This window comes from Pelobacter seleniigenes DSM 18267, from assembly GCF_000711225.1.
Lineage (GTDB): Bacteria > Desulfobacterota > Desulfuromonadia > Desulfuromonadales > Geopsychrobacteraceae > Seleniibacterium > Seleniibacterium seleniigenes.
The window spans coordinates 2,794,853-2,809,172 of sequence record NZ_JOMG01000002.1 but is presented as its reverse complement, the minus strand read 5'-3'; the positions used below and the strand labels follow the sequence as shown (position 1 = coordinate 2,809,172).

Genomic DNA, 14,320 nt, shown 5'->3' with positions numbered 1-14,320 from the left:
TGAAAAGAACTTCATGACAGTTTATCGACCCAAAAGGAGAAGGTTCAGATGAAAACAAAGTTTTTTACCACGTTTGTCTTTCTGACACTCGCCGCATTGTCAGCCGGCTGTGCTGGAATGAAACCCGCCGAACCAACACAGGAGTTTAGCTCCCATAGGTTTCCTGCTGGCCAATATACCCAAAAGGTGGACAATTTCCTGTTCATTCTGGATGCATCTTCATCAATGGGGAAAGATGATGGCCAAAACATTAAAACAGCCAAAAATGTTATCGACGCCATCAACCAGAGCCTGCCTGCCGACCTGACTTTTAATGCAGGACTGCGTTCTTTTGGTCACAACTTCAAGCAGTCGTGGAATTTGACCGACCAGGTATACGGGATGACACACTACACCCGGAACGGGTTGCAGGAAGGCCTTTCCAGCGTCAACTATACTGGAGGGACCAGCCCCTTGCCGGAGGCCCTTGAAGCTGCCGGAAAAGATTTGCGAGGAATGCAGGGAAAATCCGCGATCATCATCGTCAGCGATGGCCTGGTTCAGTCAGAAATGAGCGGTGCCGCTGCGACATTGGCAAAAATCAAAGCGGACATGGGGAATAATCTCTGCACATATACCATTGCGGTGGGCAGCGCTCCCGCCGGTGAAAATTTCCTCCACGAGGTCGCAAAAGCCGACGGTTGCGGATTTTCGGAAACCGCAGCCTCGCTGGCAGCTCCGGGCCAGCTGGAGTCTTTTGTGAACAGGGTCTTTCTGGATCGAAAAGCAGTGGCGGTTGCTGCGGCTGTGCCGATCCTGGTCGCTGAACCCCGCGATGGTGACGCTGACGCTGATGGCGTACTCGATTCCCGCGACAGGTGCCCCGACACTCCCCAGGGAGAAATCGTTGATGAATACGGCTGTACTCTCAAATTGACCCTGCACATCAATTTCGACTTCGACAAGTCTGACATCAAACCGGAGTTTGCCCCGGATTTGAGAAAAGCAGGCGATTTCATCCTCAAGAACAAAGACGTCCCCTACATTCTCATCGCCGGATTCACCGACTCAACGGGTGAAGAAAACTATAACCAGGGGCTTTCCGAGCGCCGGGCAGGAGCGATCAGACAGTACCTGATCGATAACTTCGATATCGATCCGAACAGGCTGGTCGCCCGTGGCAATGGAGAGTCGAACCCGGTTACGGACAACAGCAGTGAAGCAGGTCGCGCCCAGAACCGCCGGGTTGAGGTCATCTGCTGCGCCATTATCCTTCCTGCTATATAACTTCGCATTGGCCCCAGCCATAGTTGCGCACTGAAGGAAACGATCATGCTTTACAAAGCAAATCGACTCAAGGGTTACAAGTTGTCCGGCCTCAACGGGACCATCGGAACAGTCGAAGAATTCTACTTCGATGACCAACACTGGACGATTCGCTACCTGGTTGCCGAAACAGGAAACTGGCTTGAGGACCGGCAGGTTTTAATATCCCCCTATGCGCTGGTTTCAGTGGTGAAAGAAGAGCACCGCATCGAAATTAATCTGACCAAGAAACAGATTGAAGACAGCCCTGCTCTGGAAAGTGACAAACCTGTCTCGCGACAGTTCGAGGATGCTTATTATGGATTTTATGGCTGGCCAATGTATTGGGGAGGGCCTCATATGTGGGGAAGCTATCCCTTTATTATGAGCGATCCTGATTTATTGGTAGAAGATAATCAAGCGGAAAAGGCCTGGGATCCATTTTTGCGCAGCACCCGCGATGTGACTGACAATCACATTCAGGTTCTTGATGGCGAAATTGGCCATGTCGATGACTTTATCATCGATGACGAGACCTGGGCGATTCGTTATCTCATCATCGATACCCGAAACTGGTTGCCGGGGAAAATGGTTCTTATTGCACCTCAATGGATCGAGCGAGTCAGCTGGCTGGAGGCGAAAGTTTTTGTCAATCTGCCCAGGGATATCATCAAAAGATCGCCGGAATATACCAAGGAGTCTCAACTGACCCGGGATTACGAGGCCAAGCTCTATCAGCATTACGACCGGCAAGGTTACTGGATTGATGAACAGGCAGCCGGCAAACACCAATACTGAAACCAGTGCAGGACCGGTCTGCGCAGAATACACGACTTTGCCCTGGCAGGTTGTTGAAAAAGCCCATCCGGGGGCATGTCTCGACCTGCCAGGGACTGAACATCACATGGCCAAAGGAGTTGCATGATGAACTCGTCAGATTTGATGAACCAGGCATCAGGGTGGATGAGCAGCGGAATAGTCATTTGGACAGTCATCGGCATCGTCGTTGGGGTTCTGTTGATCCTTGTCATGAGCAGACGGAGCAAAAAATAAGTTTTTCAGGGTTCCTGGCTGTTATCGGACCGAGACAACCTAACCTTCATCCGGTTCGATCAAGGAGAATGCTATAGCTGCTAACCTCTTCAGATTTGCGCCGCCCTCAGCCAACGAACTGCGCCAGAATCGGGATACCGAGCTGCTCCGCACGGAGTTGTTCAGTCTTGAGCAACTGAAACGTCACGCACTCACTCTGGCTGACCAGCATCACATTGATCCGCATGCGGGGGCGGACCGGCTGTTGCCGCGACTGGCCGATAATGCCAAGGTTCTGCTGGCGGCGTATCAGGTTGTCACCGCCGCTACGCCGGGGCAACGGATTGTGCCGGCAGAAACCTGGTTGCTCGACAACTTCTATCTCATCGAACAACAGATCGGTATGGCACGGCGGAATTTACCGCGTGGTTACAGCCGGCAATTACCACGCCTGGTCGATGGACCCTCTGCCGGGTTCCCCCGCATCTATGACCTGGCGTTGCAGTTAATCTCCCATATGGACGGACGTCTCGACAATGACAACACCACCCAGTTGGTGACCGCCTACCAAAGTATTGAACCGCTGCGATTAGGAGAACTGTGGGCCTTTCCGATCATGTTGCAATTGGCGCTGCTGGAAAACCTGAGTCGTGTCGCCCTTCGCATTGCCCAGCGTCGCGAGGATCTTGACGCGGCCAGCAGCTGGGCGGACCGCATGCTCGCGACGGCGGAGCGGGAACCGAAACGGCTGATTCAGTTACTGGCCGAATTTGCCGATGCCGATGTGCCGCTGACCGCACCGTTTGTCGAGGAATTTTACGCCCGCCTTCAGGCCCAGGGACCAGCGATGGCTTTCGTGCAAACCTGGGTCGAACAAAAACTCATCGAACAAGGGGTAACGGCAACCCAGTTATCCGCCGCCGCCAGTCGTACAGCTGCCGCCAACCAGATATCCATTGCCAACAGTATCAGTAGTTTACGTTTCATCGATGCGATGGATTGGCGGGATTTTGTCGAGACCCTCAGTGTCGTTGAACAGACCCTGCGGGATGATCCATCGCGCATGTATGCAAAGCAGGATTTCGCCACCCGTGACCGCTACCGGCATGTCATTGAAGATTTGGCGCGGGACAGTGCGCACAGTGAGCAGGAACTGGCCCGCCAGGCTATCAGACTGGCGCAAACGGCCGTTGGACGGCCGAGCAGCAACAACCGCAACGCACATGTCGGCTACTTTCTGATCGACCACGGTCGCCAGGAACTGGAGCAGGCGGCCGGCTACCGGCCCCCCTGGAGCTTGCGGGTCTGCCGTGTCTGTCGCCATTTCAGACTCAGCCTGTATCTTGTCCCGATGCTGTTGACAACCAGCCTGGCAACGGCGGGAATGCTGTTTTTTTTCGACGGGTTCACACTGACGGATTGGCGCAGCTGTTTTTTTGTCGGCACCGGGCTGATCGGTTTCTCGGCGCTGATCGTTCCACTGATGAATCGACTGGTCACGCTGATCTTGCCGCCCCGCACGCTCCCACGGCTCGATTTCTCACGGGGGATTCCCGATGACCATCGCACCATGGTGGTGATCCCCACATTGTTGGGCAAAACGAATGATATTGACGAGCTTCTCGAAGCCCTGGAGATCCGCTACCTCGGCAATCGTGATCCCAATCTCAGTTTTGCTCTCCTGACCGATTTCCATGATGCTCCACACCAGTCTTTGCCTGAAGACGCTGCCCTGCTCGCTTACGCGCGCGCCGCGTTGGCCGCACTCAATGAAACCTACCGCGAGGACCGGCCGGGAATATTTTACCTGTTCCATCGCCCCAGGGTGTGGAATCCATTTGAACGGGTATGGATGGGATACGAGCGCAAACGCGGTAAACTGGAGCAGTTCAACGACTTGCTGAGGGGCGGGGCGCAATCGGCATTTTCGGAGCAGATCGGCGATCTATCCATCCTCGGTTCGATCCGCTACGTCATTACCCTGGATACGGACACGCAATTACCCCGGGACGCGGCACGCACCCTGGTTGGCAACCTCGCCCACCCACTCAATCGGCCGGTGTACGATGCCGCCAAAGGGCGGATCGTCGAAGGCTATGCGATTCTACAGCCCCGCGCTTCCATCAGCCTGCCCAGTTCCGCTGAGTCCCGGTTTGCCAAACTGTTCGCCGGTGAAGCCGGGCTTGATCCCTACACCCGCGCCGTGTCGGATGTCTACCAGGACCTCTTCGGGGAAGGTTCGTTCATCGGCAAGGGCATTTATGATGTCGACGCCTTTCGTCAAGCCGTCGCCGGACAGTTTCCCGAAAATCTCATTCTCAGCCACGACCTGCTCGAAAGCGGCTATGCCCGTTCGGCGCTGGTCACTGATGTCGACCTGATCGAAGAGCAGCCTTCAAATTACGCCATCGAGGCCAGCCGTCGCCACCGCTGGATCCGCGGTGACTGGCAGTTGGCCGGCTGGTTGCTGCCACGTATCCCGGTCTGTCCCCAAATAGAGACTCCAGGAAAATCGCAGACCAAGTACCGAACCAATCCTTTAAGTGCTTTATCCGTATGGAAACTTTTCGACAATCTGCGCCGCAGTCTGGTCTCGCCGGCGTTGCTGGCGCTGCTGACCGGAGGCTGGTTATTGGCCCCGGGGCCAACCGGATTCTGGACTCTGCTGGTGGTGACAATCGTCTTTTTACCTACCTTGATCGGGACCCTCATTGAGTTGCTGCGTAAGCCTGCCGAGCGCAACACCCTGGCGCATTTTGTTTTGACCTGTAAAGCTGCCGGCCGCCCCATCCTGCTCGCCTTGTTGTCCTTGATCTGGTTACCCTACGACACCATGATCTGCCTGGATGCTATCCTGCGTTCCGGAGTGCGCATGCTGTTCACCCGGCGTGGCTTGCTCCTCTGGCAATTGCACTCCTATACCCGGCGTAATTCACGGCGGACGCTGATCGATTTTTACTGTGAAATGTGGTTTGCGCCACTCCTCGCCCTGCTTCTGGCCGGGGTGCTGTGGCAAGTCCGTTTACAGGAATGGTATTTATGGGCTCCTCTGTTGCTCCTCTGGCTGGCTTCGCCGCTGGTCGGCTGGTGGATCAGCCTGCCACTGGCCGATCCAGCGCCCGACTTGAGTGCTCTGCAGCGGGAGTTCCTGCGCTCGGCGGCCCGCAGAACCTGGCATTTCTTCGCCCATTTTGTCGGCCTTAAGGACAACTGGCTGCCACCCGATAACTTCCAGGAATATCCAGCGGCCACTCTCGCCTCACGAACCTCGCCCACCAACATCGGCATGGCGCTGTTGGCTACCCTGACCGCCTGTGATTTTGGTTACATTGGGGTCGGAGAATGCCTGCGGCTGACCGAAAACACCCTGACGACCTTGGCAAAGCTGGAACGCTACCACGGCCATTTCTACAATTGGTACGATACGCGTACGCTTGAACCTTTGCGCCCGAAATATATTTCTTCCGTGGACAGTGGCAACCTGCTCGGCAGCTTGCTCACCTTACAGGCGGGGCTGGCCGAGTTAAAGGACCAGCCGGTGCTGTCCGGCAACACCTTTGAGGGCCTGCAGGATACCCTGCGGGTGCTTGCTGAACACCTGCCTGCGACCCCGGTCCCAGACCTTGCGGAAAAGATCCACGCGCTGCAGGCCACTCTCCACACGCGAACCTTGCACGGACCACCCCAAACCCTGCCGGCCAGCGATCGTTTGCTTGCCGAGATTTCCGGCCTTGGCCGGGAACTGCTAGCCTGGTTGCCTGCGGATATCGATATCGACGGCGAGCTGTATGCCTGGGCACAGGCCTTCGCCCGGCAAGCCAGCGCCCTGCACGAGGAACTTCGCATTTTGGTCCCCGATCCTCAGCAGTTCAGCACAATCCTGACACTGGCGGAAGTCACCGGCAAGCCCTCCTGCTCGGCCGAAGCCTTACAGCGTCTTGAAACCATCGCCGCGCTGATGGCTCGCTGCGCTGAACTGTCGGAGATGGATTTTGAGTTTCTCTACAATCGTTCGCGAGGTCTGCTGTGTATCGGTTACGACGTCGGTGAACGCCGCCGAGATCCGGCCTGTTACGACCTGCTGGCCTCGGAAGCGCGCCTGGCGAGCTTCCTGCTGATCGCCCAAGGACAGGTTCCGCAGAAACACTGGTTTTCCCTCGGTCGTCTGCTGACCAGCCGTGGCGGTTCGATCAGTCTACTCTCCTGGAGCGGCTCGATGTTCGAGTATCTCATGCCACAGCTGCTCATGCCGAGTTACGCCAACACCTTATTGGAGCAGACCTGCAAGGCTGTGGTGTCACGCCAGATCGAATACGGCCGGCAACGCGCCGTGCCCTGGGGGATATCCGAGTCCTGCTATAACGCAACTGATATCAACCAGGTTTATCAGTATCGGGCGTTCGGCGTTCCCGGCCTGGGCTTTAAACGCGGGCTGGGCGATGATCTGGTCATCGCCCCCTACGCCAGTGCACTCGCCCTGACCGTCCAGCCGAAAGAAGCCTGCCGCAACCTGCAGACCCTGGCCAACGGTGGGTTCCTCGGTAATTATGGATTTTATGAAGCGATCGATTACACCCCGTCACGGGTGCCGCGAGGGAAGAAACAGGTCACGGTGCAAAGCTTCATGGCACATCATCAAGGGATGAGCCTGTTGGCTTTCGCGCATGTCCTGCTTAATCGGCCGATGCAGCGCCGGTTCATGTCCGACCCCATGTTACGGGCAACCGAGCTGTTGCTTCAGGAACGGGTGCCGAAAAAGGGCGCGACATTGCAACCACACGCCGCCGAAGTCAGCGCCACCGCGCGTCCTGTCGTTGAAGAACCTGGCGAGAGCATGCGCATCTTTACCGAACCGAACACGCAAACCCCTGAAGTCCATCTCTTATCCAACGGCCGCTATCACGTCATGGTGACCAATTCCGGCGGCGGCTACAGCCGCTGGCGCGATCTGGCCGTCACTCGTTGGCGCGAGGACGTCACCTGTGACTGCTGGGGGTCCTTCATTTACCTGCGGGACCTCGACAGCGGAGACTTCTGGTCAACCGCCTATCAACCGACATTGTCCAAAGCGGATTACTTTGAGGCGATCTTCGGCCAAGGGCGCGCGGAATACCGACGCCGCGACCAGGCCGTTGAAACACACACCGAGATCAGCGTTTCGCCCGAAGACGATGTCGAAATCCGGCGGGTCACCCTCACTAATCAATCGTCCCGCACCCGGCATATCGAGGTGACGAGCTACGCAGAGGTGGTCCTGGCGCCGCTTAATGCCGATTTGGCCCACCGCGCCTTCAGTAATCTCTTTGTCCAGACCGAGATCCTGCCCGCCCAGCAGGCGATCCTCAGCACCAGACGCCGAAGGACTCCGGAGGAACAGCCCCCCTGGATGTTTCATCTGCTGGCTGCTCCGGGCACCATCAGCGACGAACCGTCTTATGAAACAGATCGCAGCAAATTTATCGGCCGGGGTCGCACGGCAGCCAACCCCGTGGCTATGGACAGCGGAAAAGGCCATGGATCGTTGTCGAAGACAGCCGGACCGGTCCTTGATCCGATCGTGGCCATTCGCTGCGCCCTGACCTTGGCGCCCGACCAATCGGCTACGGTGCAGATCATTTCTGGCATTGCAGATACCCGCGAAGCCGCATTGGCTTTACTTGAGGAATATTGCGACCGCCACTTCGTCGAGCGGGCCTTTGAAATGGCCTGGTTTCAAAGTCAGGAAGTACTGCGTCACCTGGCCATCACCGAGGCCGACGCCCAGGTCTATGGCCGCCTGGCCACCTCGGTCATCTACAGCCATGCCTTACGCCGCGTTGCCCCTGGTGTCATCGCTCGCAACCAGCTTCGCCAGTCGGGGCTGTGGCGCTTTGGCATCTCGGGTGACCTGCCGATCGTTCTGCTGAGCATCGGCGACCTGAACCGGCTCAACCTGGTCAAACAGGTGCTGCAAGCCCATGCTTATTGGCGGATAAAGGGTTTGGCTGCGGATCTGGTGATCGTCAATGAGGATTTCTCGGGCTACCGGGCAACATTGCAGGACCAGATCCTCGGGCTGATCAATGCCGGTCCCGAAGCCCAGATTATCGATAAGCCGGGTGGAGTCTTTGTCCGGCGCGGCGAGGAACTGTCCGAAGATGAACGGGTTTTGCTCCAGACTGTCGCCCGCATCGTTTACAGCGACACTGCCGAGACCTTGATCGAGCAGGGAAAACGCCGCATCTCAGGCGAGCGCAAGGCGGATGATCTGGAACCAGTGCAGCAAGCAAAAAGTGAACGAAACTCCCCCTTGGCCGCGCGGGAGCGCATCTTCTGCAACGGTCTGGGAGGGTTCACCCCCGACGGACACGAATATGTCATTACCCTGGAACCGGGACAAACCACGCCGGCGCCGTGGACCAATGTCATCGCCAGCCCCCACATCGGTACCGTCGTCAGTGAGAGTGGCGGCGCCTATACCTGGGTGGGCAATGCTCACGAGTTCCGCCTGACCACCTGGCATAATGACCCACTGAGCGACAGCAGCGGCGAGGCCTTCTACATTCGCGACGAGGAGACCGGCGAGTTCTGGTCGCCGACGCCGTTGCCCGCCCGCGGGCAGGCCGGATATGTGTGTCGACATGGCTTTGGTTACAGCGTATTCGAGCATCTCCAGGCCGGCATCTTTTCGGAAATGACCAGTTATGTTGCCATGGATGCGCCGGTGAAGTTCACAGTGGTCAAGCTGCGTAATCAAACGCACCACCCACGGCGTTTGTCCCTGACCGGGTACTGGGAACTGGTCCTTGGTGAGTGGCGACACACAAATTTGATGCACATCGTGACCGATGTGGACCCGCCCAGCGGCGCGCTGTTCGCTCGCAATGCCTATGGCCACGAATGTGCTAATCGGGTGGTATTCGCACAGGTCAGCGAGGTGGACCGCCGGGTCGCAGGAAATCGTTCCGAGTTTATCGGCCGCAACGGGTCGCTGGCTCACCCGGCGGCGATGCGCCGCAAGCGGTTGTCAAACCGGACTGGCGCGGGTCTTGATCCGTGTGCAGCCATCCAGGCCTGGATCGACCTGGCGGAAGGAGAAGAGCGGGAAATCGTCTTCGTCTTCGGTGCCGCAAACGACACCAGCACTGCACAGCAGTTGATCCAACGCTTCTGCGGACCGGTTCGGGCCCGGCAGGCATTGGAAGGGGTGTGGGAGCACTGGAACCGAACTCTGGGCGCAGTGCAGGTGGAAACCCCTGATCCTGCCCTGGACGTGCTCACCAACGGCTGGCTGCTCTACCAGACCCTGTCGTGCCGGTTGTGGGGCCGTAGTGGCTATTATCAATCCGGCGGCGCCTATGGTTTTCGCGATCAATTGCAGGACAGCATGGCGTTGCTTCATGCGGCCCCGTGGCTGGCCCGCGAACAATTGCTCCGCTGTGCCTCGCGACAGTTTCAGCAAGGGGATGTCCAACATTGGTGGCATCCGCCTAACGGACAAGGCGTGCGTACCCATTTTTCTGACGACTATCTGTGGCTTGCCTACGCCACCTGCCGTTACGTATCGACGACCGGCGATACCGGGATACTCGACGAACCGGTTCATTTTCTGGAAGGCCGCGAGTTGAATCCGGAAGAAGAAGCCTACTACGACAAACCACAGCGGACCACCGAAGTCGCAAGCCTCTATGACCATTGCGTTCGCGCCATCAAGCACGGTTTACGCTTTGGTGAACATCACTTGCCACTGATGGGGTGCGGCGACTGGAACGATGGCATGAATCTGGTCGGTCATGGTGGCAAGGGTGAAAGTGTCTGGCTGGCGTGGTTCCTATATGAAAATCTGCAGTTGTTTGCGGCTCTGGCACGTGGCCGCGACGACATCGACTTTGCCACAGTATGTACGGAACAGGCAGAACAGCTACGTAGCAACATTGAAGACCAGGCCTGGGACGGCAGTTGGTATCGGCGCGCCTTTTTCGATGACGGCACGCCCCTGGGTTCGGCCACGAATGAGGACTGCCAGATCGACTCGATCAGCCAGAGTTGGGCCATTATTTCGCAGGGTGGCGATCCGCAGCGCGCCCGCCAGGCGATGGCGGCGGTCAACCAACGCTTGGTCCGCCGTGATGCGCAACTTATTCAATTGCTTGCTCCGCCCTTCGATCAATCCAGCCTTGAACCCGGATATATCAAAGGTTACCTGCCCGGTGTGCGCGAAAACGGCGGCCAGTATACCCATGCCGCAATCTGGGCCACGATGGCGTTTGCCATGCTGGGCGATAAGGAGCACGCCTGGGAATTATACGATATGCTCAACCCCGTCCATCACGGCAGTCAGCCGACGACAATGAAAAACTACCTGGTCGAACCCTATGTCATGTGTGCGGATATTTACGCGGTCCCCCCTCATACCGGCCGCGGCGGTTGGACCTGGTACACCGGGGCAGCGGGCTGGATGTACCGCCTGAGCGTGGAAACGCTGCTGGGCCTGCACCTGGAAGTCGACCATCTGCGCCTGGAGCCCTGTCTTCCCGGCCATTGGGCGGCGTACAAAGTCCACTACCGCTATCGGGAAACTTTCTACCACATCACTATCAAGCAGGTCAGTGGCGAGTCGCAGCAGCAGATCCGTGTCACGCTCGATGGTGCCGTGATCAATGCAGGCAACGCAGGCCTGATTCCCCTTGTGGATGATCGGCAGGAACATAACGTCGAGGTTGAGTTAAGTTGAGCGGTGGAGTGCACAAGCGCGGTGGCCGAGACAAACATATCTGGGGAAGAGATCGCAGCGCCGCCGCCGACAGAGGTCGTAGCCAGCGCCAGGCAACTGGATTTAAACCTGTTGGGGCTGGCAAAGATATTGGCAAAATAGTGCCACAACAGAATCGCGCTAGTTTAAGCAACTTTGCAGTAAACTCGGGGCTGCCCCAAGAGTTTGCGAGCCATGAAACTGTAGCGGTTAGCACCGCAAAGACCTGGGACAGCCCCCGTGCGGGGACAGTCCCGGTTTTGCTGCCATCTCCTCTTAAACGAGCGCCATTCGTGCCACAACAGGGAAAAGGAGAGACCAATGAAAATAAAAGCGGGATTATGGATTGATCATCGGCAGGCCATTATTGTGCGGGTCACGGGTTCTCGTGAAGAATTCAGGACGATTATGTCGCAGATCGAAAAACAGCTTCGCCGAACCGGCAGCAGGCCCCTTCAGGGTCACTTCAATCCACAACATGTCCCATCGGATGAGAGCCAATTGAGGTCGTTTAATGCGAAACTTAATAGTTATTATGATGAGGTTATCGTAGCGGTCTGTGATGCGGAGGCTATCCTTATCTTCGGGCCGGGTGTCGCCAAGGAGGAATTGAAGAAACGTCTTGACGAAAATAACCTCGCTGACCACATCACCGGTATTGAAACCGTCGACACGATGACAAATCCCCAGATCGCGGCAAAGGTCCGCCAGTTTTTTGCCGAATAAAGGCTGGTACTGGCAGAGTCACCAGGCTGGACCAACTGGCCGCATTAAAAGGTGGGGCGCCGTGCAGCCTCCGCTCATTGGCTGTGGCTCGGTCTGGGAGAGAAGGTCAATGGTCGTTTTTCGACCTGTTGCCGGTATTTGCTCCGCCCTGGTATAAAGCCAAGGTACCCACCAGCAAAATAAAAATCCGCACCACATCCCACCTTATTTAACAGGACCGTCAGATATGACGGCTACGGCTGACTGATTGACCGGCGTACCGAGGTTCTTCCGTCCGTTCACGTGCTTGAACGGCCCCTTGCGGCCACCACCGTCACAGAGGATATTAGGCACGCTTGTTGCTTTTTATAAGTGTTCTGGCTGGTTCCGGGAGGCAACGGGATAAGCCGTGGCAACACACCTAATGGAGGCAACAAGATTATGGACTATTGTCGTCGTTCTCAAACGGCTCTAACTGGCGGGGCTTGTGAACAGCACCTCGTTGGCAGGGTTCATTCACGTTATACCAATCATCGCCCTGGTTGCTCTGGCCCTATGGATTTTCCAACAGCACAAGGCTTGAGCGAGCATCCCCAATCTCTATTTACCCCGCAACAGCTGAACTGGTGGTTTGATTTGGCGTTGTGCCCGCTCTTCTAGCTGTTTCCGAGTCGGAACAAATCCAGAGCGAGGCCAAGGGGCTGTTAATTGGCGTTAGCAAAAAGGACGAGTTGAACCAGGGCAGTTGTCGTCAGCCGTGTTCAAGGCATAAAAGAATCAGCCGAGGAACGAGATGAAGATTATATTGAGGATCATGATGGCTACGCTGATGACGATCACAATCGTGTTTAGCAGCGCGGCCGGGCAAGCCCCGCCACAACCGGCAGAGGAGCAGCCGGAGGTTCTGCTGCGGGGACCGGTAAATGAGTCTTTTGCTCAGCCGGTCAACCTTGAGATTCAAGCTGGTTTTACGGCCCCCATAGCACCACCAGCCGACATTGAGGAGATTCCTCCGGTGGAGCGCCCCGCCGGCGAACAGTTTGTCTGGGTGCCAGGGTATTGGGCGTGGGATTCGGACCGGGATGACTATATCTGGGTGAGTGGTTGCTGGCGGGCCGTGCCCCCGGATATGTCCTGGGTACCCGGTTACTGGGCGCGGGCAGCAAGGGGCTGGCAATGGGTGGCAGGATTCTGGGCACCGGTCGGCAATAGCGCCATCGCGTATTTGCCGGCACCACCGGTGTTGATGGATGTCGAACCACCGGGTCCAGCGCCATCACCAGATCTGCTGTGGGTGCCGCCCTGCTGGTACTGGAATTCCGGGCAATATATTCGTAGGTCTGGTTACTGGATTACGGCTCAGGAGGATTGGGTCTGGGTGCCATCTCATTACATCGGGACGCCGCGCGGGTATATCATGGCGAAGGGGCATTGGGACTACACCCTTGAGCACCGCGGAGTCCTGTTTGCTCCGATCTATTTTCCCCGCCACAGTTACGAGCATCCGGGATTGACTTTCGCACTCAGGATCGTCCTTGATTTCGACAACTTGGAGGCCAGTCTGTTCACCCGACCGCAGTACAATCACTACTACTTCGGTGATTACTACGATAGAAGCTATCTCCGTATCGGGATCTTTCCATGGTTTGAGTTCGAGCAGCAACACACTTGGTATGACCCGCTATATACGCATACCCGCTGGCGCCATCAGCAGAGAGAGCCTCAGTGGGAACAACACAACCGCCTGGAATTTGATCGTCGCCGCGCCGACAGATCACTACGGCCACCACGGACCTATCGCGAGCTGGCGAGCCGCGCGAACAAAATGGCGGAGTCCAGGCGCAGGACCTTCGAAATTGCGGTGCCGATAACACGGGTTAGCGTCAGCAGGACGACGCCGTTAAGGTTCGAACGGAGCAAACCGGAAGCCCGAAAACAACTCCCGAAGCACACCGATGAGGTCCGCAAGTTTGGCCGCGAACGCAGCCGTTGGGAGGCACAGGGAGTTGCACGGCAGACCAGCCCGTTGAAGAGGGGGGAGCGCGGTGTCTTGGGCAAAACGCAAGAACAGGCGATCCCGGCGGCAGGGCATATAGAACACGGCGAAAAACGGGACAGCGGCTGGCAGGGACCAACGCCTTCACCCAGGCAGCAACAGCCGAAGGCCGTTACACCGCGTGAATCCGGACAACGTCCGTTGGACCGGGTGAGGGTTCAGATTTCTCCGGTGGCGGGTAAAAAAGGAGGCGCTGGCTACCTGGGGAAATCGCCGACCCGACCAGAGCAGGAACAGCGAAATCAAAAAGAGCTGGACGAGGAACAGGACAAACCAAGAGGGCCGGAGGAGAAACAGAGAAATCAAAGGTGACAGTCGTCGATAACGCCACTGCTGGGCAAAACTTGAAGCAACCTGCCCGTGGTGCCCTTAGCGATTTCTGCCAACGATCACCCTGGGCCACGAAGGTGAGATCATCGACCGGGTTGTCCACAGGGCAACGTTGCCAACTTCAAGGTGGTGGTTGCAACAACATTTTTAAGAACGTCAGGGTTTGTCGCAGCGTGATATCG

General features: G+C 57.1%; 5 protein-coding genes. All 5 read left to right on the top strand.

Annotated elements, in window-relative coordinates:
* Positions 1-48: 48 nt before the first annotated feature.
* Positions 49-1,266 carry an OmpA family protein gene (locus N909_RS0115690; RefSeq protein WP_029916806.1) on the top strand — a complete coding sequence of 406 codons (1,218 nt, stop codon included), beginning with the start codon at positions 49-51 and terminating at the stop codon, positions 1,264-1,266.
* Between the two features lie 45 nt (positions 1,267-1,311).
* Entirely contained in the window at positions 1,312-2,082 is a 771-nt protein-coding gene (locus N909_RS0115685; protein WP_029916803.1) for a PRC-barrel domain containing protein, read from the top strand.
* A 397-nt stretch (positions 2,083-2,479) separates the two neighbouring features.
* Positions 2,480-11,029, top strand: coding sequence for a GH36-type glycosyl hydrolase domain-containing protein (locus N909_RS0115675; protein WP_029916801.1), 8,550 nt, complete (start codon positions 2,480-2,482; stop codon positions 11,027-11,029).
* Positions 11,030-11,368: 339 nt separating this feature from the next.
* Positions 11,369-11,773 (top strand): hypothetical protein, encoded by a 405-nt coding sequence (locus N909_RS0115670; RefSeq protein ID WP_029916799.1) that lies wholly within the window; start codon positions 11,369-11,371, stop codon positions 11,771-11,773.
* An 823-nt stretch (positions 11,774-12,596) separates the two neighbouring features.
* On the top strand, positions 12,597-14,120 hold the full coding sequence (locus tag N909_RS0115665) for a YXWGXW repeat-containing protein (protein WP_162179130.1): 1,524 nt from the start codon (positions 12,597-12,599) through the stop codon (positions 14,118-14,120).
* Positions 14,121-14,320: the final 200 nt, after the last annotated feature.

Coding starts and splice junctions, on each gene's coding strand:
- N909_RS0115670 (WP_029916799.1), top strand. CDS start 11,369: ATGAAAATAAAAGCGGGATTATGGATTGATCATCGGCAGGCCATTATT.
- N909_RS0115690 (WP_029916806.1), top strand. CDS start 49: ATGAAAACAAAGTTTTTTACCACGTTTGTCTTTCTGACACTCGCCGCA.
- N909_RS0115685 (WP_029916803.1), top strand. CDS start 1,312: ATGCTTTACAAAGCAAATCGACTCAAGGGTTACAAGTTGTCCGGCCTC.